Source organism: Litorisediminicola beolgyonensis (assembly GCF_042679605.1).
In the GTDB taxonomy this organism is placed as follows: Bacteria; Pseudomonadota; Alphaproteobacteria; order Rhodobacterales; family Rhodobacteraceae; genus Litorisediminicola; species Litorisediminicola beolgyonensis.
The window spans coordinates 1-22,828 of the sequence record NZ_JBHTMU010000037.1 but is presented as its reverse complement, the minus strand read 5'-3'; the positions used below and the strand labels follow the sequence as shown (position 1 = coordinate 22,828).

Here is a 22,828-nt window from a genome sequence, read left to right as displayed (position 1 = left end):
GTTATGGTAATATTCATGTAATATAACGGACTACGGCTTGTCCCGAAAGAACAATTCAAAATTCACGTGAAAATTCTTGACGCAGGGGTCTACTACAGTAATTTTACTGTAAATCGCACGACCAACAGTGCGGACGACCAACAGGGAAAATTGCGTGATGCCCGCTCCAAGGGATGACCATTCTGCACTCGTGCGCCCGTTCGATCTCGGGTCCCGCTCCGGTGTGTCGGTGGTGGTCAAGGACTGCATCGACATCGCGGGCGAGGTGACGGCCTCGGGCTCCGCGGCGCTGCGCGACCGGGCCCCGGCAGAGCGTCACGCGCAGGTCGTGCAGGATCTCCTGGAGAGCGGCGCGCATCTGACCGGCAAGGCCAAGATGCACGAGCTGGCCTACGGCATGACCGGCATCAATGCCGCCTTCGGAACCCCGATCAACCCGCGCTGGCCCGACCGGATTCCCGGCGGCTCGTCGTCGGGCTCGGCGGTGGCCGTGGCCGCGGGTCTCTGCGACGTCGCGATCGGCACCGATACCGGCGGCTCGGTGCGCCAGCCCGCGATCTGCTGCGGCATCTACGGCATGAAGCCGACATTCGGGCGGATCAGCCGCGCGGGCTGCCATCCCGCCGAAAGCTCGCTCGACTGCGTCGGCGTGTTCGCCCGCTCTGCCGCCATGCTCACCCGCGCGATGGCGGCCGCCGATCCGAGTTTCTCGCCGGAGCCCCTGACCTCGGCGCCCCGCATCGTCCGCATCAAGGCCGACAATCTCGAGCCCAAGGTGGGCGAGTCGCTGATCTACGGCCTGATGGAGGGCCTGCCCGACGCAGGCTACGTCACGCTTCCCGGCATGGCCGAGGCCTTCGACGCCGCCATGACGCTGATCGGCGCGGAGACACATGCCGCCTGCCACGCGCTTCTCGACGATCCCCGTCTCGGTGCCGATATCCGCGCGCGCCTCGCCGCCGCCGGGACGATCACCGAGGACGCGGTCGCGAAGGCCGAGGAGGTCCGCGCCCGGTTCACCGCCGAGGTCGATGACGCGCTCTCGCGTGCCGACATCCTCATCACCCCGGCGCTGCCGACCATCCCGCCGACGCTGGCCGAGGCCGACGATCCGGCGCGGGTGCTCGACCTGACGCGCTTCCTGCGCCCCTTCAACCTGAGCGGCCACCCCGCGATCGCGCTGCCGGTCACGGGCGATCTGCCGCTCGGTCTCCAGATCATCGGCCGCAAGGGCGAGGACGCGCAGCTCTGCGCGGTCGCCGAGTGGATGGCAGATACCTGCCCCCTATTCCGCAAGGAGGAACTTTCATGAACGCCCCAGCCACCGTGGCTCAGGATCCCGCTGCGAAGGATCGGATCCTCTCCGGCATCCGCGCCCGCGCCACCGAGTTCCAGGCGCTGCGCCACATCCCGCAGGACGTGGTCGACCAGTTCAAGACGCTCGGCGTCTACCGCGCCTTCGTGCCCGAGCGCTTCGGCGGCGACGCCAAGTCGCCGGCCGAGTTCTGCCGCCTGATCGAGGATATCGCCTCCGCCGATGCCTCGGCCGGATGGGTCGCGAGCTTCGGGGTCTCGGCCACCTACCTGGCGACCCTGCCGCCCGAAACCTATGCCGAGATCTTCCGCACCAACCCCGACACCGTTTTCGCTGGCGCCATGTTCCCGCCGCAGCCCGCCAAGACCGTGCCCGGCGGCTACGAGGTGCGCGGCCAGTGGCCCTGGGGCTCGGGCATCATGGGCGCCGACCTCGCGGGCGCGGGCATCAAGGTCGAGGGCAACGATACCAAGCTGCCGCTGATCGCGATCATGCCCCGTGCGAAGGTCGAGGTCGTGGACACCTGGAAGACCGTGGGGCTCGCCGCCACCGGCAGCCATGACATCAAGGTCGACGGCGTCGTCGTGCCGCCCGAATGGACCTTCGTGCGCGGCTCGAAGCCGCAGATGGACGACCGGCAGTTCCGCTACCCCTCGATGGCGCTCGCGAGCCAGGTCCTGGCCGTCGTCGCGCTCGGCGCGGCCCGCGCCGCGCTCGATCACCTGCACGAGACCGGCAGCCGCGCCTCGGTGACCGGCGGGCCGAAGCCCTGCGCGCGCGCCTATCTGCAAACCGAATACGCCAAGGCGCGCAGTCTCTACCTCGGCGCGCGGGCACTCTTCTACGACACGCTCGACGAGGCGTGGGAGGCGCTCGCCCATGACGACGCGGTCGACCGCGATCTTCATGTCCGCCTCCGGCTGGTCGCCTCGAAAGCGGCCCTCGACGGGGCCGAGGCGGCGCGCATGGCCTTCGCGCTCGGCGGCTCGACCGCGATCGAGCAGGGCCACCCGCTGATCCGCAACATGATCGACGCGGCCTCGGTCGCGCAGCACGCCTTCCTGTCGGAAGGCACGATCACCGCGGCGGGCGCCGCGATGTTCGACGAACCCACCATGCCCGGCTACCCGTAAGGAGGCGCCCGATGTCCGAGACGCAACCGATCCGCACGCTTCTGTGCTTCAACAACCACCCGACCTTCTTCTCGCTGCCCTTCGACCAGATCGGCCCGGTCTGGACCGCGACGCAGGCGCTGATGCGCGGCATCGCGGATCTCGACGGCGTCGAGATCGTCGGCACCTTCGACGACGACCAGACGATGGTGGGCGCGACGCAGGGCTTTCCCTTCACCTGGTACATCCTCGCCGATTTCCCCGACCGCGCGACGGTGCAGGCCGCCTGCAACCTCCTGCGCACGACGCCGGTGGGCGAGGCCAATGACCGGCTCTGGAAATACATGACCGTCGAGGCGCGGATGGGCCGCGCGCTCGAGATTCCCGCACAGCACAGGAGCTGATCCATGTCCCTCGATATGCCGAAATTCAGCGATCTGGACGCGCTCTACGACGAGAAGAACGCCAAGGTCGCGACCGAGATGTACGAGGACCCGGACCTCTTCGCCGAGGAGATGGAGCGCATCTTCAAGCGCACCTGGGTCTTCGTCGCCCATGAGAGCGAGTTCCCCGCCAAGGGGTCGTTCAAGCTGTCGAATGTCGGGCTCGAGCCGGTGATCGTGGTGCGCGACCGCAAGGGCAAGATCCACGTCATGGTCAACCGCTGCCGCCACCGCGCCGCGACGGTCTGCGAGGTCAAGAAGGGCAAGACCGCGTCCTTCCAGTGCCCCTATCACGGCTGGGGCTACGGGCTCGACGGCAGCCTGCGCGCGCTGCCCTACCCCGAGCAATATGGCGACGATTTCGACAAGTCCCAGCACGGTCTCCTGAAGCTCCGGACCGAAAGCTACCAGGGCATGGTCTTCGCCACCTTCAACGAGGAGATCGAGCCGCTGACCGATTTCCTCGGGGCGGAGGTCTGCCGCTATATCGACCTCTTCATGAAGCAAGGCGGCGGTTTCCCGATCAAAGTTCTGGGCGAGCACCAGTTCAGCGTTCCGATGAACTGGAAGGTGCAGCTCGAGAACACCACCGACGCCTATCACTTCCCGGTCGTGCACAAGAGTTTCCTGCAGTCGCTCGACGGCGCGACGAACGAGATGTTCGACTTTCTCGACAAGGGGCGCGGCTGGGTCGAGGACCTTGGCAACGGCCATTCGGTGATGATGATGATCCCCGAGCTCGAAGATCTCGAGGCCAACCTCGACGATCCGATCCCGGCCCGCTTTGACGAGTTGGCGCAAGAGTTACGCGACGAAGGCTATCCCGAGGATCAGGTCAAGCGCATCGTGCGTGCGGTCGGCGGGGCGGGCTTCAACCTCAACCTCTTTCCCAACGTGTCCTTCAGCCTCGCCTTCTTCCGCGTGCTGACCCCGGTCAGCGTCGAGAAGACCGACATCCGGCACATGGCGCTCGGCATGGAGGGCGGCCCGGCGGCCGCGAACCGGATGCGGATGCGCCTGCACGAGCATTTTCAGGGACCGATGGGCTTCGGAAGCCCCGATGACGCCGAGGTCTGGGAGCGCGTCCAGCGCGGCACCAAGGGCGGCGAGAGCCTGCCCATTCTCGTCAATCGCGGGCTCGTCGACGAAGAGCCCGGCACCGCGGGTCCGCGCGGCCATATCAGCGCCGAGACCGGCATGCGCGCCGCCTACCAGATGTGGAAGAGGATGATGGCATGACCGAGATGTCCAAGATCGACACGTCGGCGCTTCTGAACGATGTGACCCGTTTCGTCTGGCACGAGGCCGACCTGCTCGACGCCTGCGCCTATGACGCCTGGCTCGACCTCTGGACCGAGGACGGCATGTACATCATGCCGATGGGCGAGGGCGAGGATTACGCCAACCAGCTGAACCTCTGCTACGACAACGCCAAGATGCGCCGCGACCGGGTCGGGCGCTTCCAGGCGGGGTTTTCGATCTCGTCGGCGCCGCCCGCGGTGACCGTGCGCACCATCAGCCGGATCGTGATCGACCGCGCCGAGGGCGACATGATCACCGTCCGTGCCGCCGAGCACCTGGTCGAGGACAAGTTCGGACGCCAGCGCGTCTGGGCCGGGAACGTGGCCTACGAGCTCAAGGCGACCGAGGACGGCTTCAAGCTGCACTCCAAGGTGATCCGGCTTCTGAACTCTGACGGGATGCTGAACTCGTTCAGCTATCTCTTCTGATGGCCGCGCCCTTGCCCGACCATATCCAGACGGCCGTCATCACCGGCGGCGCGCGCGGCTTCGGGGCCGAGGTCGCGCGCGCGCTGCACCGCGACGGCTTCCGCGTGGTCATCACCGATAGAGATCCGGAGCCCGCCAAGGCGGTGGCCTCCGAGCTCGATCTCTCGGGAGAGACCGCGACCACCGCGACGCTCGACGTCACGAAGCCCGAGGATTTCCAGACCGTTCTCGACCAGTGCATCACTTTCTACGGCTCGGTCGAGGTGCTGGTGAACAACGCTGCGCGGACCGCGGTGCAGCCGGTGCTCGAGATCGAGCCCGCGTTCTTCAACGAGGTCATGGCCACCAATGCCGGCGGCACCTTCGCGGGCTGCCAGATCTTCGGCCGCCACATGAAGGAGCGCGGCTACGGGCGCATCGTCAACATGGCCTCGCTCGCGGGGCAGAACGGCGGGACCGCGACGGGGGCGCATTACGCCGCCTCCAAGGGCGCGATCCTGACCCTGACCAAGATCTTCGCGCGCGACCTCGCGCCCTTCGGCGTGACCTGCAACGCCATCGCGCCGGGACCGATGGACACGCCGATGGTGCGCGCGGTGCTGGGCGAAAATATCGAGATCGCCAAGAAGAACATCCCCGTCGGCGACCTGGGCGACCCGAAATTCGTGGCCGAACTGGCCGCGATGCTCGCCGCGCCCCGCGCCGGTTTCGTCAACGGCGCCTGCTGGGACGTGAACGGCGGGATCTACATGAGATGAGCTTTGACATGACCGATACCCAGACCATGACGCTCACCGTCTCCGAGCGGATCGACGACCGGGGCGGCATCGCCCGCATCCGCCTGACCGGCGACGATCTGCCCCCCGTGAGCGCGGGCGCGCATCTCGACATCTACCTGCCCGAGGTCGATCTCTGGCGGCAGTATTCGCTCTGCTCCGACCCCGCCGAGACCGGCTTCTACGAGATCGGCGTCCTCAAGGACCCGGCCTCGCGCGGCGGCTCGGTCGAGGTCCACCGCATCGCGCAGCCCGGTGCCACCCTCTCCGTCGAGGGGCCGCGCAACCACTTCCCGCTCGAGGAAAGCGCGGCGACCACGGTGCTTCTGGGCGGCGGCATCGGCATCACCCCGATGATCGCCATGGCCAAGCGGCTCCACGCGCTCGGCAAGCCCTTCACCCTGCATTACTGCACCCGCTCGCGCGACGTCACCGCCTTCTACGACGAGCTGACCGCCGCGCCCTTCGCGGGACGCGTCGTCTTCCACCATGACGATGAGGACCCGGCGCAGAAGCTCGATCTCGGCCGCGACCTGCCCGCGCCGTCTCCGGACACGCATCTCTATGTCTGCGGCCCGCAGGGCTTCATGGACTGGGTGATCGACAGCGCCGAAGCCGCGGGCCACGCCACCGCCAATGTTCATCGCGAGTATTTCTCGGCCGATGTGGACCTGACCGGCGACACGTTCGAGGTCGAGGCGCGCGCCTCGGGCCTGACGCTGACCATCGGCCCCGACGACACCATCGCCAAGAAGCTCGCCGAGCACGGCATCAAGGTCGAGGTGAAATGCGAGGAGGGCGTCTGCGGCACCTGCGTCACCGATGTGCTCGAGGGCGAGATCGACCACCGCGACCAGTTCCTGACGGACGAGGAGCGCGAGGACGGCGACCAGATGTGCGTCTGCTGCTCGCGCGGGCGCGGCAAGCTGGTGCTGGACCTATGACCGACGCCGCGCCGAGCCTCACCGAGGACCAGCTCGCCTTCCGCGAGGGCATGAGCCGCATGGGCGCGGCGGTGAACCTGATCACCACCGACGGCCCAGCGGGCAAGCACGGGCTTGTCGCCTCGGCCGTCTGCTCGGTGACCGACAGCCCGCCGACGCTGCTGGTCTGCATCAACCGCAAGTCCTTCGTGCACGATCTCTTCCTGCAGAACTTCCATATCTGCGTGAACGTGCTCGCCGCGCAGCACCAGGAGCTCTGCAACACCTTCGCGCGCTATGTCGACGGGGTCGATCGCTGGGCCGCGGGCGACTGGATCACGCTGGCGACCGGCTGCCCGGTCCTGAAGGACGCCAATGTCGCCTTCGACTGCCGCATCGGATCGCTGATCGAACAGGGATCGCATTCCGTCATGTTCTGCGAGGTGCGCGGCGTGCATCTCTCCGCCGCCGCCAATCCCGGCCTCGTCTATTTCAGCCGGGATTATCACCACCTGCAAACGCCGTCGCTGTGACCCCTTCTTCAGCGGCGGGCCCGGGGGCGAGACACTCCTCCGTCCCGTCCCCGACCTCAGACAAGCCCCGGCAAACAGGGGCGTGAGACCAAACCGAACGGCCTTTGTCCAACCACAGGGAAATGAACCATGTCCAAACTTACCAACCTTCTCGGCGCGGCCAGCCTCGCCGTCATCGCCGGTGCCACATCTGGCGCGGCGGAAACCGTGCTGACGCTGAACAGCTGGCTGCCGCCGTCGCACCCGCAAGTCTCCGAGCTCGTCCTGCCCTTCGCCGCCGAGATCGAGGAGGTCACCGAGGGCCGCGTCAAGGTCACGGTGCTGCCCGCCCCGATGGGCCCGCCGCCCGCGACCTATGACCTCGTGAAGAACGGCGTCGTCGATATCGGCTACACCGTGCAGGGCTACACGCCGGGCCGGTTCAAGACCTCCGCCGTCGCCGAGATGCCGTTCCTGACCTCGGACGCGGTCGTGTCCTCCGTCGCCTACCAGCGCGTCCACGACGCGATGCTGGCAGAGGCGGGCGAATACGAGGGCGTCAAGGTGCTCGCCGTCCACACCCACGGGCCGGGGCAGATCTTCTCGTCCTCGATGATCGAGAGCGTCGACGACATCCAGGGCCAGAAGATCCGCGTGGGCTCGATCGTGGCGCATGATCTCGCCAAGCTCCTCGGCGCCGTGCCGGTCGAGGGCCCGTCCTCCAAGGCCTACGAGCTCCTGAGCCAGAAGGTCGCCGACGGCATCTTCTTCCCGTGGGAGACGGTGAACTTCTTCAGCCTCGGCGACATCGTCAAATCCGCCTTCGTGGCCGAGGGCGGCGTCTACAACACCGCCTTCATGATGGTGATGAACCAGGCCAAGTGGGACAGCATCTCGCCCGAGGACCAGGCCGCGATCGAGACGATCATCGGCGAGCCGCTGGTCCGCAAGGCCGGAGAGATGTGGAATGCCGCGGACGCCGCCGGGCGCGCGTCGCTCGAGGGCAGCCTCGCCATCTACGACGCCTCCGAGGACGACATCGCGGCGCTGCGCGAACGCTTCGCGCCAGTGGTCGAGGCCAATATCGCGCTCGTCTCCGAAGCGGGTGTCGACGGGCAGGCCGCCTACGAGATGCTGCTTTCGGAAATCGAGAAGCTCGAGGCCGAATGAGCTCCGAGACACCGGCAGCCGGCGGGGTGACCCGCTGGCTGCGCAGCGCCATCGCGGCGATATGCGCGGTGTTGCTGCTCGCCATGATGGCGCTCACCGTGGCCGACGTGCTGGGGCGCTACCTGCTGAATGCGCCGGTCAACGGCGCGACCGAACTCACCGAGCTGATGCTCGCGGCGGTGATCTTCGTGGGTCTCCCGGCCGCCAGCCTCGACAACGATCACATCAAGGTCGACGTGCTCACCCTGCGGCTGGGCGAGACCGCTGGCCGCGTCCTCGAAAAGATCGTCGCGCTCTTCTGCATCGGCGTTCTGGGCGTCATCGCCTGGCGGCTCTGGAAGATCGGCGACCAGATCGGCGGCTATGGCGGCATCACGCCGACGCTGAAAGTGCCGGTGGCGCCGCTCGCCTACGTGATCGCGGTCCTCTGCTGCGTGGCCGCCCTCATCACCCTGATCCAGATTTTCGAAAGGCGGCCCGTCCATGTCTGATTGGGAGATCGGCCTCGTCATCCTCTTCGCCCTCCTGCTTCTCGGCGTGCCGATCGGGCTGGCGCTGACCTTCGTCGGCACGGTCGGGACGGCGGCGATCATCGGGATCGACCCGGCCCTGTCGCTGCTCGGGCAGACCTTCTTCGACAACAGCCGCACCTATTCGCTCTCGATCCTGCCGCTGTTCCTGATGATGGGGAACTTCGTCGTGCAGTCCGGCATCGCGAACGACCTCTACACCGCCGCCTATGCCTGGATGCGGCACCGCAAGGGCGGGCTCGCGATGGCCACGGTCATCGCCTGCGGCGGGTTTTCCTCGGTCTGCGGATCGTCGCTCGCGACCGCCTCGACCATGACCAAGATCGCCATGCCCTCGATGCGGCGCTTCAACTATCCCGACAGTCTCTCCACCGCGTCGATCGCGGCGGGCGGCACGCTCGGCATCCTGATCCCGCCCTCGGTCATCCTCGTCTTCTACGGGATCATGACCCAGCAGAATATCGGCAAGCTCTTCCTCGCCGGGATCATCCCGGGGATCATCGGCGTCGTGCTCTACGTGCTCGCGGTCAGGGTCTCGATCGTCGCGGGCCGGATCGAGATGCCGACGGAGCCCAAGCTGCCGCTCGGCCAGCGCTGCCGCGCGCTCAAGGGCGTGATCGGCGCGCTCGGGCTCTTCGTCTTCGTGATGGGCGGCATCTACCTGGGCGTCTTCACCCCCACCGAAAGCGCCGGGATGGGTGCGGGAGGCGCGTTTCTCCTGGTCCTGCTGCAACGCCGGATGAACCTGCGCGACCTGCTCCAGACGCTCTACGAGACCGCCAAGACCTCGGCGAGCATGTTCCTGATCCTCTTCGGAGCGCTGACCTTCGCCAATTACGTGAACCTCTCCGGCATGGGCTCGGACATCCGCGACCTCGTCACCGTGACCAACAGCCCGCTGGTGGCGATCCTGATCATCACGATGATCTACATCGCGCTCGGCTGCGTGCTCGAAGGCCTGTCGATGATCACCCTGACCGTGCCGATCTTCTACCCGATCGTCGCGGGACTGGGCTACGACCTGATCTGGTTCGGCGTCTACGTCGTCATCGTGACCGAGCTCAGCTACATCACGCCGCCCGTCGGCCTGAACGCCTTCGTGCTGAAATCGGAACTCAAGGACGTCTCTCTCGGCACGATCTTCCGCGGGCTCTGGCCGTTCCTTCTGGTCGACGTGGTCCGGGTCGGGCTGATCCTGGCCTTCCCGGCGCTGGTCCTGTTCCTGCCACGGATGATGTGACAAAGACCGCCCCGGATCTGTGCCGGGGCGGTCCTTCAGGCCGAATGCAGGGCAAGGTCGAGCGCCTTCACCCCGTGGATATGGTTCGAGCGCAGAAGCGACACGCGGCCCGTGGTCTCGATCCGGGAGACGCGCTGCGCCAGCTCCTCGATCAGCACCCGCACCTGGAGCTGGGCCACGTAATTGCCGAGACAGAAATGCGGACCGCCCTTGCCAAAGGCCATGTGCGGGTTCGTCTCGCGCCCGATATCGAACCGGTCGGGGTCATCGAAATGCGCCTTGTCGCGGTTTCCCGAGGTGAAATAGAGCGCCACCTTGTCGCCCGCCGAGATCCCGACCCCGCCGAGATCCGTGTCCCTCGTCGCGATGCGGCGCACGAAATGCACGGGCGAGGCCCATCGCAGGATCTCGTCCGTCGCGGTCTGGCTCGGGATCCCGCCCGCGCGGAACCGGTCCCATTCGCCGGGATGATCGGCCAGCGCCCTGAGACCGTGGCTCATCGTGTGCCGCGTGGTCTCGTTGCCCGCGACGACCAGCATCAGGAAGTAGTTCAGGTATTCGTCCTCGGTCAGGGGACGGCCGTCGACCTCGGCCTCGACGAGCATGGTGATCACGTCCTTGCGCGGGCGGGCCCGGCGGTCCGCCGCCAGCTCGCGCCCCATCTCGAAGGCGAGAAGCGCTGCCGGATGGCCAAAGGGCATCATCCCGCGCTCCTCGGCGCTGTATTTTTCGACCATCGGATCGACGAAATCGGGATCGTCCGATCCGATCAGCAGGTCCGACCAGCGGATCAGATCCGCCGTGCGTTCCGTCGGAATGCCCAGAAGCGAGCAGAGCGTGATGATCGGCACCTGCTTGGTCAGGGTCTCGACCGCCTCGAAGGGACCCGCATCGACCAGCCGGTCGAGGAGCGCGGCCACACGGGCGCGCACGTCGTCCTCGAGCCCCCCGACGCCGCGCCGGGTGAAGCCCGGCAGCGTCAGCATCCGCATCTTGCCGTGCTGCGGCGGGTCCATCTCGAGAAGGGTCCGGCGCTTGTCGTTCTGCGCATCGTCGAAATCGTCGAGCGAGATCACCCCGTTGCGCGAGGAATAGGTGCCGGTGTCCTTCGAGACCGCGACGATGTCGTCATAGCGCGTCACCGCCCAGAAGCCGCGATGCCCGTCATGGCGCGGATTCCAGGCGACCGGCGCCTCGTCCCGGAGCCGCGCGAACTCGGCCCGCGGCGGGCCGTTCTCCCACTGGCCTGCATCCGAGAGGTCGATGCGCGTCCGGGGCGCGTCCAGGGTCGTCGTCATGCTCTGTTCTCCAGGTGATGGGATAGGAACGCCATGATCCATTCGGCCGCCCGTCGCGTGTCGCGCGGCCGGTCGAGGGTGGCGAGGGCGCGGTCCGTCTCCGGCGCGCCGATGCGGTCGCGCTCGAATTCGTAGACCTCGGCGGCAAAGTCCGGGGCCATTTCCGGATGCGGCTGGAAGGTCAGCACATGGGTGCCGATCTGGGTCACGCCGAACGGGCAGAAGTCCGAGCCCGCCAGCACCCGCGTCCCTGGGGCCGCCCGCGTCACCTGGTCATGGTGCAGCGCCACGAGGTTGAACCCGCGCTCGGTATCCTCGAGCCGACCGCCGGGCAGCCAGTCCGGCAATTCGGTGACCGCGTAATGCTGCACGCCCACGCCCCAGTCGCGCTGCTCGGCCACGGTCCCGCCCAGCATCCGGTGAAGGTGCTGGTGGCCGTAGCAGATCCCGATCACCGGCTCGCGGCCGATCCGGGGACGCAGGAACTCGGTCAGGGCCGTCTGCCACGGCGCGTCGTCGACCGCGCTCGCGGGGCTGCCGGTCAGCAACCACGCATCGCAGCGGTCCTCGGGTGCGGGAAGCTCTCCCTCCGAGACCGACCAGACGGCAACATCGACGGGCTGGCCCGCCTGCTCCAGAAGCGGCGGAAACCACGAGGCGAAACGTCCGTATTCCGCCCATTCGGGCCGGTTCGTGCCACATTCGAGAATGCCGATCTTCATCTTCAGCCCAACTCGAAAAAGCGGCGGCGTTCGTCGATCAGGGTCTTGCCCTCGAACTGCCGCATCTGGTGCGCGCGGGTCGCCGCGAAGGTTTCGACGAAACGCGGCGACAGCCAGTCCGCTCCGAACTCCGAGGCGCGCAGGGCGTCGATCGCAGCCCCCATGCCCTCGGGCAGGGCAGGGCCGGTCGAGGTGCCGGGCACGTAGCCGTTGCCGGTCGTGGCCTCGGTCGGCTCGATTTCCTCGGCGATCCCGGCAAGGCCCGCCGCCAGCGTCGCGGCCAGCGTCAGATACGGGTTGGCGTCCGAGCAGGGCAGGCGGTTCTCCACCCGGATCGACCGCGCGCCGCGGCCCACGACCCGGAACGCCGTCGTCCGGTTCTCAATCCCCCAGGACAGGGCGGGCGGCGCAAAGGTGCCCTCGGCGAAGCGCCGCCAGCTGTTCACCGTCGGCGCGAAGACCAGCATCATCGCGGGCAGGTGGCGCTGCATCCCGCCGATGAAGTGCCGGAACCGCGCGCTCATCCGGTCCGGTGCCTCCGGGTCCCAGAAGAGCGGCGTCTCGTCGGGATCGCTCAGCGAGAGGTGGATATGCGAGGACTGGCTGTCCGCCTCCTCGCTCCATCGCGGCATGAAACAGACCGTCCGGTCCTGCCGCATCGCCAGCACCCGGACGAAGTTCTTGAAGAGCGCCGCCTGATCCGCCGCTTCGAGCGCCGAGGTCGCGGCGATGCAAGCCTCCATGAACCCGCCGCCGATCTCCTCGTGCATCTTGCCGAGCCCGATCCCGAGCGGCCCGCAGAGATCGGCCACCGCGGCGTAGAACTCGGCCTGCGCCGCCTGGTAGAGGATCAGGTCATGGCTCGGATGCGCCGTCGCGGTCTCGAGCCCGTCGAACCCCTTGGCCGCCAGCGACCGCGCCGTCTCGTCGAAGAGCGTGAATTCCAGCTCGATCCCGATCCGCGGGACCACGCCCATCTCCTCGGCCCGCGCCAGCACCCGCCGCAGGATCGAGCGCGGGCAGAACGCCGCCGCCTCGCCGGTGAACTGCGCGAGATAGAGCGGGCTGTCCTCGTCCCGCTCGAAGGGGATGTGCCGCAAGCTCGCCGGATCGACGGCCAGATCGGCATCGTGGAAATCGGCGCTCTCGTCGGTGACCCCCGGCATGTCGAGGATCTCGTCCGTCGGATCGAGCGCAAGCTGCACCGGCGACATGCCGGGCCCGTGCTCGAGATATCCCGGAAGATCGGCGCCCCGGACCTTCTGTCCCCGCAAAAGGCCGTTCGTGTCGACGATGGCAATGGTGGCAAATCGGCAGGGCCGCTCGCTCATCTCTCTCTTCCCCCTGGAATGGCCCGCCTCCGCTGGCCCGTGTCATCTCCAAGAGGTTAGGCAGCTCTCCCCGCCATGCTTGATCTGGCTGCGCAAAAAATTGATAGTTTCGTGCAGATGAGCCCCGATCCGACCGAACCGAGCCGAATTCCCCGCATCCAGGCCAAGGTCCTGAACGCGGTCCTGAACGGCGCGCCGCTCCCCGAGACCGAGGTCGAGGCGCTGCTTTCGGTCGAGGGCCTGAGCCGCGCCGATATCCGCGAACCGCACGCGACCCTGCCATTCGCCACCTATCTGCGCCTGTTCGAGCGCATCTCGCAGGCTCTGGGCCGCGACAGCTTCGGCCTCGAGCTGTCCCAGGGCATGGGTCCGGAACTGATCGGACCCGCGGGCTACATCTTCGTCGCCTCGCCCGACCTGACCCACGCGGTGCAGGCGCTGGCCTCCAGCGTCTTCACCATCCAGGACGCCACCCGGTTCGAGGTCCAGACCGGAGAGGAGCCCCATGTCCGCTACCGGATCACCGATGACGAGATGATGCCCCGCCGCCAGGATGTCGAGTTTTCGCTGGGCTATGTCGACCGGCTGACGCGGCTGCTTCTGGGGCCCGGATACAAGGCCGCGGAGGTCTGGTTCGAGCATCGCGGCCCGGCGCGTCCAGACCGGCAAGAGGCGCTTTTCGGGTGCCCGGTCTTCTTCGACCAGGACATGAACGCGCTCTGGTTCCGGCGCGAGGATATCGACCGCCGCGCGCCCAAGGCGGATCCGAACCTCGTCGCGGTCATGCAGCATTACATCCAGCTTCTCGACCGCCCGAGCCACGCCATCACCACCTTTTCCGAGGAGGTCACCCAGACCCTCGCCACCCTCCCGGACGGGCGCGAGCCGACGCTGGACACCGTGGCCGCGCGGCTGGGCCTCGGCGCGTCGACGCTCGGCCGCAGATTGCGCGCCGAGGGCACCTCCATCCGCGACCTCGCCCGCCGCCACGGCGTCGAACTGGCCGCGCGGCTTCTTGCGGAAACGCGCCTCACCATCTTCGAGATCGCCGAACGCAGCGGCTACGCCGAAACCGCCAGCTTCACCCGCGCCTTCCGATCCGTCACAGGAGAATCCCCCCGCCACTACAGATCCCGCCTCGCGGCGTCAGGTGCTGGCGGGATGGGGTGAGGCAGGCTGGAAGAGGGTGGACCGTCACGCCTCTCGGAACCAGAGGTCGATGCGGCACGAGCAAATGCCGCTACAGTGAGCCGATGCGAGAACGTTTCACATAACTCTCATTATCGGATATCTCTTTAACCTCTAAGCCGAGCTTCATCGCTCCAGTCCCGCCGCCCCACACGAAAGATAGGAACGAGAGTTGGCACGAACCGTACCGCACTTATCCAAAACTCGACGACGCTGCCTGAAGCGGGCGATCTTGGAGCTTCCCACGCTCGCCCGCTTCCGTTTCACAAGGTTGCCTTGAACCGTGTTGCCTCCGGTAGCCCTCAGGCCCGGCGCAGGACGGCCAGACCAATCCCGGCCAATGCCGCAACGAGAAGCGCCGCGCCCCAGAGCGGGGCATCGGCGCCGTGGCTGTGCGGCAGGGTTTCGACATGGGCCATTGCCGGAGCGGCGGTGGAGAGGAGGAGGAGCGAGAGGGCGATGGGTTTCATAGCTGGTGGTCCTTTTGTTTCTGGGACAGGAAGTCGCGGATATCGAGAAGGCTCTTCTCGTCCGAGGAGACGTAGACGAGGGACATGTTGGTGCGCTCGCGGACCATCTCGCCCGGGTAGGGCAGATAGCTCAGCTCGCGCGAGCCGAAGGAGGGCGAGGCGGTGCCGACCTGCCATTCGGTGGTCAGCGCCACGTCGACGAGCTTGAGCGCCGTGGCGCCGCCGCTGCCGGGCCGTTCGAAGGGCACGCCCGCGAGGCGCAGGTAGGCGTTCTTGTCGGCAGCCTGGGTGAAGCCGTCGATGAACTGCGTGGCCAGCACCTGCAGCTCGGCCGCCGCGTCCTCGGGCGGCATGTGGCTGTGCAGGTGGTCGCCGTCATGGGGGTGGTTGTGGTCGTGCGGGTGATGGTGATGCCCGATGTGACCATTGACGATGTCATGTGGCATTGGACCACCTCTTCCCTTCGAACTCCCCGTGCGGGATGGTCACCGGCTTGTCGATATGCGCCTTGTGCTTGCCGAGATTGCCCGAGGCCACCAGCGAGCCCAGCACGTCGACGATGACGCGGGTGCCCATGAGCGCGGTGATGTCGGAGGTGTCGTAGGGCGGCGAGACCTCCACGAGCTCCATGCCGCAGATGCCCTCGGCCGCGACCTTGGAGGCGAGCGCCAGAGCCTCGCGCGGCAGGAAGCCGCCGGGTTCGGGCCAGCCGGTGCCGGGCACGAAACCGCAATCGATACTGTCGATGTCGAAGGACATGTAGACCATGTCGACCCCGTCCCAGGCCATCTCGAGAGCCATCTCGGCGGTCTTGTCGATGCCCATGCGCTCCATGTCGGACATGGTGATGATGTTGGTCTCGCGCTCGCGCGCGACCTTCACCGCCTCGCGCGGGACCTGCCAGCCGCCGATGCCCACCTGCACGAGATTCTTGGCGGGCACGTTCGGCAGGTTCGTCGAATGGAACCAGGGCGTCGTGTGCATCCGCTCGTCGAGGTCCTTTTCCTGGATGTCGGCATGGCGGTCGAAATGCACGATGCCGATCTTCTTCGAGGTGCATTCGGCGATGCCGCGCACGCAAGGAAAGCCGATCGAGTGGTCGCCGCCGATCATCACCGGCAGCGAGCCGCTCGAGAAGACATGGCTCACCGCGCGGCTGATCTGGTCGAAGCTCTTCTCGATATTGGCCGGGATGGTGAAGACGTCGCCCGCGTCGCAGAGCGTCATCTGCTCGCGCAGGTCGACGCCCATCTCGTAATTATAGGGCGTGTAGAGCGCCGAGATCTTGCGCACCCCTTGTGGGCCGAACCGCGTGCCGGGGCGGTAGGTGGTGCCGCCGTCGAAGGGGATGCCGAGAACGGTGGCGTCGTAATCCTTCACCTCGGTGACATCCTCGGCATAGGGTGCCTTGAGGAAAGTGTTGATGCCCGCGTAATGCGGCAGCTCGCCCCGCGCGAAGGTCGGGATCGACTTGTCCTCGATGCTGTCAGCGCCGGTCAGGCCCATGCGCAGCGCCCAGCGGCGCTCCTCGTCCCAGCGGCCCTCGGGAAGATCGGCCTCGGCCTTCATCGACCGCCAGCCCTGGAGCCGGGTCAGGTCGGGATGATGCGCCCGGCGCGCCTCATGGCGCTGATCGCCCGGATGATGAGAGGGGGACCGCTCGGTGGAACGGTCACTCTGGCCGAAATACATGGGTGTCCTCCGTGATGCGTTGGAAGGGGATGCCGCCGTCGCGGGCGTCGAAATCGTAGGTGATGGTGGCCCCGTAGGCGTTGGGATCGGTAGGATCCCAGCGCGGCTTGTCGAAGACGAGCACGCGGTCGCCCAGCTTGAAGCCCTCTTCGAGGTCATGGGTGACCATGAAGACGGTCATGCCGGTCTCGCGGCGGAGCTCGCCCAGGAAGTCGTGCATCGCGAGCCGGGTGCCGGGATCGAGCGCGCCGAAGGGCTCGTCGAGAAGCAGGATGCGCGGCTTCGCGGCCAGCGCCTGCCCGATGGCGAGACGCTGCTGCATCCCGCCCGACAGCGTGGCGGGGTAGTTCCCGGCGACATGGTCGAGACCGATCCGCACCAGCGTCTCGTCGGCGCGGGTCTCGGCGGCGCGGCGCGCGGCGCCCGAGACGCGGCCCCAACGGGTGCGGAAGCTTTCGCCCGCGATGATGTTCTCGCGCACGGTCATATGCGGGAAAACAGAGTAGCGCTGGAAGACGACGCCGCGCGCGAGCCCCGGCTCCTGCGCGGGGTCGGCCCCGGCGACGCGGATGGTGCCGCGAGTCGGACGCTCCTGCGCGAGAAGCAGGCGCAGGAAGGTGGACTTCCCGCAGCCCGACGCGCCGACGATGGAGATGAACTCGCCCTCCTCCACGGTCACGTTGACGCGCTCGAGGATCGGGCGTGTGCCGTAGCTCTGGAAGATGTCGCGGATCTCGACGAAGCTCATGGCGCGCCCCGCGGCACCGGCCGGTCGTCCGTGCGGTCCATGTGCGGAAGCGCCCTCACAGCCCCGCCTCCCTCCAGGGAAAGAGCCGACGCGACAGGGTGCGCAGCGCGAGGTCCATCACGAAGGCCAGCGCGGTGATCCAGATGACATAGGTCAGGATCACGTCCATCGCGAGGAAGCGGCGCACGAGGAAGATGCGGTAGCCGAGGCCCTGCTCGGCGGCGATGGCCTCGGCGGCGATGAGGAAGAGCCAGGCCGGGCCGAGCGACAGCCGCACCGCCTGCAGGAGGCGCGGCAGAAGCTGCGGCAGCGCCACCCGGAGCGCGATCACCAGCGAGGACGCGCCGAGTGTCTCGGCCTTGACGATCATCTCGCGCGGGATCTCCATCACCCGGGCCGAGAGGTCGCGGATCAGGAAGGGCAGGATGCCGATGACGATCAGCACCACTTTCGACAATTCGCCGAGCCCGAAGACGATGAAGAGGATCGGCAGGACCGCGAGCGGCGGGATCATCGACACCACCGCCACGAAGCCCGCAAGCGTCGCGCGCACATGCGGCAGAAGCCCGATCAGGAGCCCGAGGATCGTCGCCAGCGCCGCGGCGATCCCGACACCGAGCGTCAGCCGGATGAGGCTCGCGGCGGTGTCATGCCAGAGCAGGATGCGCTCGGAGCGGCGGTCCGGTTCGGTGAAAAGCCGCCCCGCCGTCTCTGCGATGGTCGCGGGCGATGGCAGGAGCTTGTCCGAGGGGTTGGCCGCAAGCCGGATCTCGGAGCCGATCGCATAGGCGATGAAGACCAGCGCGAAGGGCAGGATCGTGAGCGCCGTCGCCAGAACGACGCCGGGCCGCCTGTTGATGAGCCGCATCTCGAAGCCCTCCGCGCCCGATCACCTTAAAGCGCGCCGTCGGCGGCCATCTGCATGTAGGTGGTGTCGAAGCGGAACCGCACGTTGGCCTCATCCCCGGTCACGCTGCCGTCCGGATAGGCGACGCCGACGAAATCCGCCGACGGCGCGCCCTCGCCCAGGATGCCCTTGTCGAAGAGGAACTCCGCCACATTGACCATCGTGCTCGGCAGTTCCTCGGAGGCGGTGAAGGCCACGGCCTCGGCGGGATCGTAGAACATCTCGGTCGAGGCGAGCTGCGCCTTGTAGCCCTCGAGATCGGTGCCCGAGGCTTCAGCCATCGCGGTCAGCACCTCTTCGTCACCGGCGGCCATCAGGCCCATGACCTCGTACCAGGCACCGACCAGCGCCTTGCCGAAATCGGGATTGGCCTCGAGCGTCTCGGTGTTCACGACCATCAGGTCGATGATCTCGCCGGGGATGTCGGAGCTGTCGAAGAGCTTGTTGGCCGCCGGATCCTCGAGAATGGTCGAGACCAGCGGGTTCCAGGTCACCACCGCCTCGACATCGTCGGTCTGGAAGGCGGCGATCATGTCGGCATCCGAGGTGTTGATGACGCCGCCCAGATCGCTCTCCTTCAGGTCGACGCTGTCGAGCGCACGGGCGAGCAGGTAATGCGACACCGACAGCTCCACGAGGTTCACCGGCTTGTCGGCCAGGTCGGTCAGGCCGCCCTCGCCCTTGAGGATGATCGCGTCGTTGCCTTTCGAGAAGTCGCCGACAATGAGCGCGGTGGTATCGACACCGCCGCCCGCCGGGATGGACAGCGTGTCCATATTGGTCGCCGACACGCCGTCAAAGGCTCCGGCGGTGTATTGGTTGATCGACTCGACGTAGTCGTTGATCTGAACGATCTCGACATCGATGCCGTATTTCTCGGCCCATTTGTCCATGATGCCGGACTCTTCGAGATAGCCCCAGGGCATCCAGCCCACATAGATCGACCAGGCGACGCGGAACTCGGTCTTTTCCTGCGCGACCGCCGGGCTGACGGCCGCGACGGCAACGGCCGTGACGGCGGCAAGGTTGCGAAATGCACGCATGGGTGATCCCCCTAAGCAGTGTTCCGCCAGGACAAGGACGATCAGAGAGCCGAGGCGGAACGTGAGAGACGGACCTTCCCTGATACGCAGTGCTCTCCCGGGATTTTGTCCCGCCGTGTGCCCGGACGGCTGTCATCGCCCGGGTCGCATCTCTCGGACCAGACCCCCTGCTTGGGGCGGAACCCTAGACGCGCTGCTGAGGCGAGCATGGCTGGCCCTCGGTGCGAGTCACGGTTTGAGCGTTGTCTGCAGGCCTCAGAGCCTGACAAATGCCCGTGTTTTGAGCGAAAGTAAGCGGCCTCGCTCAAGAAAGCGGCGCCGGGGGCGCAGTTCGGGGCGGACCGACGGGCCGCGTTTCCGACGCCGGAGCATGGTGCCCCGCCGGTCGCCCGCGCCGCGCGAGGTCAGCCGAGCGAGACATGGGCAGGCATCGGGCGGTCCCTCTGCCCGTATTTCGGGCAGCGCCCTACGCCTCGCGGATCCGGTGCGCGCGCGGTTTGAGGTGACGCGCCGGGACGTGCCATCCCGGAGAGGCATTTCAATGACGACAGATCTCATGCCGCATCCCATGGACCTCTCCGCCAGCGCGCTCGCGACCGCGATCCGCGCGGGCGACCTGACCCCCGCCGACGCCGCCCGCACCGCGCTTGACCGCGCAGACGATCGCAACCCGGGCCTCAACGCGATCACCCGGCTCAATCCCCGCGTGATGCAGGAGGCGGGCTCGGTCGCGCTGCGCCTCGCTGCCGGAGAGGACCTGCCGCTCGCCGGTGTCCCGGTCCTGATCAAGGACAATATCTGGGTCGGTGGCATGGGGATCACCCAGGGCTCGCGGCTCTTCGAGCAGTTCGTGGCCCCCGAGGACGCCATCGCGGTCCGGATGCTGCGCCGCGCCGGGGCGGTGATCCTCGGCATCGGCACCTGCGCCGAGTTCGCCTGCAAGGGCTCCACCAATACGCCGCTCTACGGCATGACCCGCAACCCGGTCGACCCCGCCCTGACCCCCGGCGGATCCTCGGGCGGCTGCGTCGCGGCGGTGGCGGCGCGGATCTGCCCTCTCGCGCTCGGCACCGATGCGGGCGGCTCGTCGCGGCGACCTCCGGCGCATGTCGGCATCCTCGGGTTCAAGCCGACCCCGGACGTGATCCCCTACGGCCCGGGCTTCGACGAGCCGGTCTGGGGCATTTCCAGCCTCTGCCCGCTCGCCCGCTCGATGGAGGACATTCTCCTGATGACCCGCGTTCTGGCCCCGCTCCTGCCCGACGCTGCTGGCGAGCCCCTGCGGCTGGCCTATTCGCCGGATTTCGGCACCGGGCAGGCGCTGGAGCCCGAGGTGGCGCGCAACTTCAACGCCGCCATCGGGGCGCTCTCGGATGCCGGGGTCGCGCTGACCGAGGCCGCGCCCGACTGGCAGGGCACCACCGGCGCGGACCCCCTGCCCCTGCAATTTGCCGGGCTCGCGGCGCTCTTCGGCGACCGCTGGCGCGCAGAGCCCGCGCTCTTCGATCCGGATCTCGGTGCTCAGATCGAGGCCGGTCTGGCGCTGAGCGGCACCGAGGTCGCCGAGGCCCATTTCTCCGCGCACCGACTGACCGAGGCCTTGCGCGTCTTCTTCCGCAGCTTCGACGCGATCCTCACACCGACGACCCCTTGCCCGGCCTGGCCGGTCGAGCTGTCGGCGCCCGCGACCATCGTGGGCAAGCCCTGCGCCGGGCGCGATCACGCGGCCTTCACGCCGCAGGCCAATCACGCGGGCTGCCCCGCGATCAGCCTGCCCTCGGGCACCACACCCGACGGGCTGCCGCTCGGGCTTCAGATTGTTGCGCCGCGCGGGCAGGACGCGCGGCTCCTGGCGCTGGCCGCCAAGGTCGCGCCGCTCATCGGCGGGACCGATCCTGGCATGGTTTAGGCTCGGCTAGAGGCTCCGCAGCCACGCCGCGAAGGCCTCTTCCGAGACCGCGCCCGAGGCCAGATCCTCCATCATCCGCACGCCGGTCATCGAATCCGGTCGCCGGGGCGCCCCGTTCAGGCGCAGGAAGGTGAAGGCCGCGACAAAGGCGGTGCGCTTGTTGCCATCGACGAAGGCATGCGCCTTGGCGATCCCGAAGGCATAGGCCGCCGCGATGTCGAACACATCCGCCTCGGTATAGCCCGCGCGGTTGATCGGCCGTGCGCAGCCCATCTCGAGAAGGCCCGCGTCCCGGAGACCCGAGCCGCCGCCATGGCGTGCGATCTGCCGGTCATGGACGACGTAAAGCGCCTGGATCGGAACCCAGACCCAGGGGCTCATTCGACAGGGCTCATGCGAGGGCCTGAAGCAGGTCCCGGTTCTCGTCCATCACCACTTCCGCCGCGGCCAGGGCCGCCTGCAGCTCGGGATTTTCCGCCATGAGCTTCAAGCCGCCATCATCGGTACGGACCGCGTAGAGCGTGTCGCCCTCCTTGGCGTCGAGCAGGGCCAGCATCTCCGAGCTCAGCGTCACGACGGCCGAGTTGCCGACCTTGCGGATTTTCACTTCGATCATCTCGACCCCTCTCGGATATACATCTGGATATACGTCCTCCGGCGCAGTGCGTCAACACGGGCGGCCCTGCCCGACCCGTCTCAGCCCTCGCCGCGCCCGAGCACCCGGGTCTCGCGCAGCTGCGCCGCGACCGTGCCGATCCCCTCGATCCACCCCTCGATCCGCGTTCCGGGCTCGGCCCAGACCAGAGGGTTCAGCGATCCGGTGATCACCACCTGGCCCGGCACCAGCCCGTCATGCTCGCGCGCCGCGAGCTTGGCCGCCGCGCTCAGAGATCTCAGCGCCGAGCCGCCCTGCACCGCCGCCGCGCCGTCGAGCACCACGCGGCTGCCCATGACGAGCCGTCCCCGCACGGTGGAATCGTCGCCGCCGCCCCAATCCGGTGCGGTCTCGCCCACTACGAGCCCCCAGTTGATCTGCAGATCGGCGAGCTTGACCAGCGCCTCGGCGGCGCGCGGCCCGGCGATCCGGCTCTGCACCAGTTCCAGCGCGACCACCGGCTCGGCCCGGCGCACGAGATCGCGGCCCGCCATCTCGAGAATGCGAAAGCCGATCTCCAGCTCGATCCCGAGCGCGCCGTCGGCCCGGATCTCGGCGCCGCTCTCGTAGACCCGGTCGCCCCGGATCGGCGCAACGATGCGCGGCGCGGAGCCCTGCTGCCCGGTCTTGAAGCCGCCGGGCGGGCCGAAATAGCGGATGACCCGGCGCTGCACGTCATAGGCCTCGTCCGCCGTTTGCGGCGTGTCGTCGGACGGCATGGTCGCGACGCGGGTCTCATGCGCGACGATCAGCGCGCGGGCGAGCCGTTCGGTCATGTCGCCGCCTCGAGCGCCGCCACCATCTCCTGCGCGGCGGCGATCAGCGGATGGACCAGGGGCACCGGGCTGCGGTCGGCCAGGCGCAGGCCCGCCTCGGCCAGGGGACCGCCGCCGATGATCACGCGCTCCGCGCCCGCCGCCGCCGCCTCCCTCACCGCGCCCAGAAGGCCCGCATCGAGCGCCGCGCGGTCGCGGGTCAGTGCCACGGGGTCAGAGCTTGCCGCGAAGAACGAGCCGACATAGTCGCCCCCGGCGCCGCGCATGAGGGCGTCGATCCGGTCTTGTAGCTCGGGCGTCGTGGTCGCGACGGCGAACCGCGCCCCGAGGCCCGAGGC

At 67.9% G+C, this 22,828-nt stretch carries 26 protein-coding genes and 1 riboswitch; of the genes, 13 read left to right on the top strand and 13 right to left on the bottom strand.

What is annotated here, in order from left to right; translation table 11 throughout:
• The first annotated feature begins 157 nt into the window (after positions 1–157).
• The 11 genes from ACFQ4E_RS16625 to ACFQ4E_RS16575 all read left to right on the top strand — a co-directional run bounded on the left by ACFQ4E_RS16625 (position 158) and on the right by ACFQ4E_RS16575 (position 9,751).
• On the top strand, positions 158–1,312 hold the full coding sequence (locus ACFQ4E_RS16625; RefSeq protein ID WP_386805550.1) for an amidase: 1,155 nt from the start codon (positions 158–160) through the stop codon (positions 1,310–1,312).
• Positions 1,309–2,448 carry an acyl-CoA dehydrogenase family protein gene (locus ACFQ4E_RS16620; protein ID WP_386805548.1) on the top strand — a complete coding sequence of 380 codons (1,140 nt, stop codon included), beginning with the start codon at positions 1,309–1,311 and terminating at the stop codon, positions 2,446–2,448. Before ACFQ4E_RS16625 ends, ACFQ4E_RS16620 begins: the two co-directional genes overlap by 4 nt.
• Positions 2,449–2,459: 11 nt before the next feature.
• The gene (locus ACFQ4E_RS16615) at positions 2,460–2,831 is read left to right on the top strand and encodes a hypothetical protein (RefSeq protein WP_386805546.1); all 372 of its coding nucleotides are present in this window, start codon (positions 2,460–2,462) and stop codon (positions 2,829–2,831) included.
• Positions 2,832–2,834: 3 nt separating this feature from the next.
• The gene (locus ACFQ4E_RS16610; RefSeq protein WP_386805545.1) at positions 2,835–4,109 is read left to right on the top strand and encodes an aromatic ring-hydroxylating oxygenase subunit alpha; all 1,275 of its coding nucleotides are present in this window, start codon (positions 2,835–2,837) and stop codon (positions 4,107–4,109) included.
• Positions 4,106–4,600 carry an aromatic-ring-hydroxylating dioxygenase subunit beta gene (locus ACFQ4E_RS16605; RefSeq protein WP_386805543.1) on the top strand — a complete coding sequence of 165 codons (495 nt, stop codon included), beginning with the start codon at positions 4,106–4,108 and terminating at the stop codon, positions 4,598–4,600. The genes ACFQ4E_RS16610 and ACFQ4E_RS16605 overlap by 4 nt, the downstream gene beginning before the upstream one ends.
• Entirely contained in the window at positions 4,600–5,358 is a 759-nt protein-coding gene (locus ACFQ4E_RS16600; RefSeq protein WP_386805541.1) for an SDR family NAD(P)-dependent oxidoreductase, read from the top strand. The genes ACFQ4E_RS16605 and ACFQ4E_RS16600 overlap by 1 nt, the downstream gene beginning before the upstream one ends.
• A gap of 8 nt (positions 5,359–5,366) precedes the next feature.
• The gene (locus ACFQ4E_RS16595) at positions 5,367–6,320 is read left to right on the top strand and encodes a PDR/VanB family oxidoreductase (RefSeq protein WP_386805539.1); all 954 of its coding nucleotides are present in this window, start codon (positions 5,367–5,369) and stop codon (positions 6,318–6,320) included.
• Positions 6,317–6,832 (top strand): flavin reductase, encoded by a 516-nt coding sequence (locus ACFQ4E_RS16590; RefSeq protein WP_386805537.1) that lies wholly within the window; start codon positions 6,317–6,319, stop codon positions 6,830–6,832. Before ACFQ4E_RS16595 ends, ACFQ4E_RS16590 begins: the two co-directional genes overlap by 4 nt.
• 129 nt (positions 6,833–6,961) lie before the next feature.
• Positions 6,962–7,981, top strand: coding sequence for a TRAP transporter substrate-binding protein (locus tag ACFQ4E_RS16585; protein WP_386805535.1), 1,020 nt, complete (start codon positions 6,962–6,964; stop codon positions 7,979–7,981).
• Positions 7,978–8,472 (top strand): TRAP transporter small permease, encoded by a 495-nt coding sequence (locus ACFQ4E_RS16580; protein ID WP_386805533.1) that lies wholly within the window; start codon positions 7,978–7,980, stop codon positions 8,470–8,472. Before ACFQ4E_RS16585 ends, ACFQ4E_RS16580 begins: the two co-directional genes overlap by 4 nt.
• Entirely contained in the window at positions 8,465–9,751 is a 1,287-nt protein-coding gene (locus ACFQ4E_RS16575; protein WP_386805531.1) for a TRAP transporter large permease, read from the top strand. The genes ACFQ4E_RS16580 and ACFQ4E_RS16575 overlap by 8 nt, the downstream gene beginning before the upstream one ends.
• Before the next feature lie 35 nt (positions 9,752–9,786).
• Here ACFQ4E_RS16575 and ACFQ4E_RS16570 read toward each other — a convergent pair whose 3' ends face one another.
• Genes ACFQ4E_RS16570 through ACFQ4E_RS16560 form a run of 3 tightly spaced genes read right to left on the bottom strand, consistent with a single transcriptional unit; the run spans position 9,787 to position 13,102 of the window.
• On the bottom strand, positions 9,787–11,049 hold the full coding sequence (locus ACFQ4E_RS16570) for a cytochrome P450 (protein WP_386805529.1): 1,263 nt from the start codon (positions 11,047–11,049) through the stop codon (positions 9,787–9,789).
• Entirely contained in the window at positions 11,046–11,771 is a 726-nt protein-coding gene (locus ACFQ4E_RS16565) for a glutamine amidotransferase-related protein (protein WP_386805527.1), read from the bottom strand. The genes ACFQ4E_RS16570 and ACFQ4E_RS16565 overlap by 4 nt, the downstream gene beginning before the upstream one ends.
• Positions 11,772–11,773: 2 nt before the next feature.
• Positions 11,774–13,102, bottom strand: a complete 1,329-nt coding sequence (locus ACFQ4E_RS16560; RefSeq protein ID WP_386805525.1) for a glutamine synthetase family protein — start codon at positions 13,100–13,102, stop codon at positions 11,774–11,776.
• A 75-nt stretch (positions 13,103–13,177) separates the two neighbouring features.
• Here ACFQ4E_RS16560 and ACFQ4E_RS16555 point away from each other — a divergent pair, with 75 nt between their 5' ends.
• Positions 13,178–14,272 carry an AraC family transcriptional regulator gene (locus tag ACFQ4E_RS16555; RefSeq protein ID WP_386805523.1) on the top strand — a complete coding sequence of 365 codons (1,095 nt, stop codon included), beginning with the start codon at positions 13,178–13,180 and terminating at the stop codon, positions 14,270–14,272.
• A 320-nt stretch (positions 14,273–14,592) separates the two neighbouring features.
• Here the strand turns inward: ACFQ4E_RS16555 and ACFQ4E_RS16550 are convergent, their stop codons facing one another.
• The 6 genes from ACFQ4E_RS16550 to ACFQ4E_RS16525 are packed head-to-tail and all read right to left on the bottom strand — an operon-like array spanning position 14,593 to position 19,150.
• Positions 14,593–14,760 carry a hypothetical protein gene (locus ACFQ4E_RS16550; RefSeq protein WP_386805521.1) on the bottom strand — a complete coding sequence of 56 codons (168 nt, stop codon included), beginning with the start codon at positions 14,758–14,760 and terminating at the stop codon, positions 14,593–14,595.
• Positions 14,757–15,206, bottom strand: a complete 450-nt coding sequence (locus ACFQ4E_RS16545) for a hypothetical protein (RefSeq protein WP_386805520.1) — start codon at positions 15,204–15,206, stop codon at positions 14,757–14,759. Before ACFQ4E_RS16545 ends, ACFQ4E_RS16550 begins: the two co-directional genes overlap by 4 nt.
• Positions 15,196–16,452, bottom strand: coding sequence for an agmatinase family protein (locus ACFQ4E_RS16540; RefSeq protein ID WP_386805518.1), 1,257 nt, complete (start codon positions 16,450–16,452; stop codon positions 15,196–15,198). Before ACFQ4E_RS16540 ends, ACFQ4E_RS16545 begins: the two co-directional genes overlap by 11 nt.
• Positions 16,433–17,200 carry an ATP-binding cassette domain-containing protein gene (locus ACFQ4E_RS16535; protein WP_386805516.1) on the bottom strand — a complete coding sequence of 256 codons (768 nt, stop codon included), beginning with the start codon at positions 17,198–17,200 and terminating at the stop codon, positions 16,433–16,435. The genes ACFQ4E_RS16540 and ACFQ4E_RS16535 overlap by 20 nt, the downstream gene beginning before the upstream one ends.
• A 55-nt stretch (positions 17,201–17,255) precedes the next feature.
• The gene (locus ACFQ4E_RS16530) at positions 17,256–18,068 is read right to left on the bottom strand and encodes an ABC transporter permease (RefSeq protein ID WP_386805514.1); all 813 of its coding nucleotides are present in this window, start codon (positions 18,066–18,068) and stop codon (positions 17,256–17,258) included.
• Between the two features lie 26 nt (positions 18,069–18,094).
• On the bottom strand, positions 18,095–19,150 hold the full coding sequence (locus ACFQ4E_RS16525) for a putative urea ABC transporter substrate-binding protein (RefSeq protein ID WP_386805512.1): 1,056 nt from the start codon (positions 19,148–19,150) through the stop codon (positions 18,095–18,097).
• Between the two features lie 92 nt (positions 19,151–19,242).
• Positions 19,243–19,349, bottom strand: a riboswitch (guanidine-I (ykkC/yxkD leader).
• A 342-nt stretch (positions 19,350–19,691) separates the two neighbouring features.
• On the opposite strand from ACFQ4E_RS16525, the gene ACFQ4E_RS16520 reads away from it, so the two are divergent.
• Positions 19,692–21,059: an amidase gene (locus ACFQ4E_RS16520; protein ID WP_386805510.1), complete on the top strand. Its 1,368-nt coding sequence runs from the start codon at positions 19,692–19,694 to the stop codon at positions 21,057–21,059.
• A gap of 6 nt (positions 21,060–21,065) precedes the next feature.
• On the opposite strand, the gene ACFQ4E_RS16515 is transcribed toward ACFQ4E_RS16520, so the two are convergent.
• From ACFQ4E_RS16515 to ACFQ4E_RS16500, 4 genes are all read right to left on the bottom strand, one after another.
• Positions 21,066–21,440, bottom strand: a complete 375-nt coding sequence (locus ACFQ4E_RS16515) for a type II toxin-antitoxin system death-on-curing family toxin (RefSeq protein ID WP_386805509.1) — start codon at positions 21,438–21,440, stop codon at positions 21,066–21,068.
• Positions 21,441–21,450: 10 nt separating this feature from the next.
• Entirely contained in the window at positions 21,451–21,675 is a 225-nt protein-coding gene (locus ACFQ4E_RS16510) for an AbrB/MazE/SpoVT family DNA-binding domain-containing protein (protein WP_386805507.1), read from the bottom strand.
• An 80-nt stretch (positions 21,676–21,755) separates the two neighbouring features.
• Positions 21,756–22,490, bottom strand: a complete 735-nt coding sequence (locus ACFQ4E_RS16505; RefSeq protein WP_386805505.1) for a hydratase — start codon at positions 22,488–22,490, stop codon at positions 21,756–21,758.
• Positions 22,487–22,828, bottom strand: a 342-nt coding sequence (locus ACFQ4E_RS16500) for an aspartate/glutamate racemase family protein (RefSeq protein WP_386805503.1), incomplete at its 5' end; no start/stop codon positions are given. The genes ACFQ4E_RS16505 and ACFQ4E_RS16500, both read right to left, overlap by 4 nt.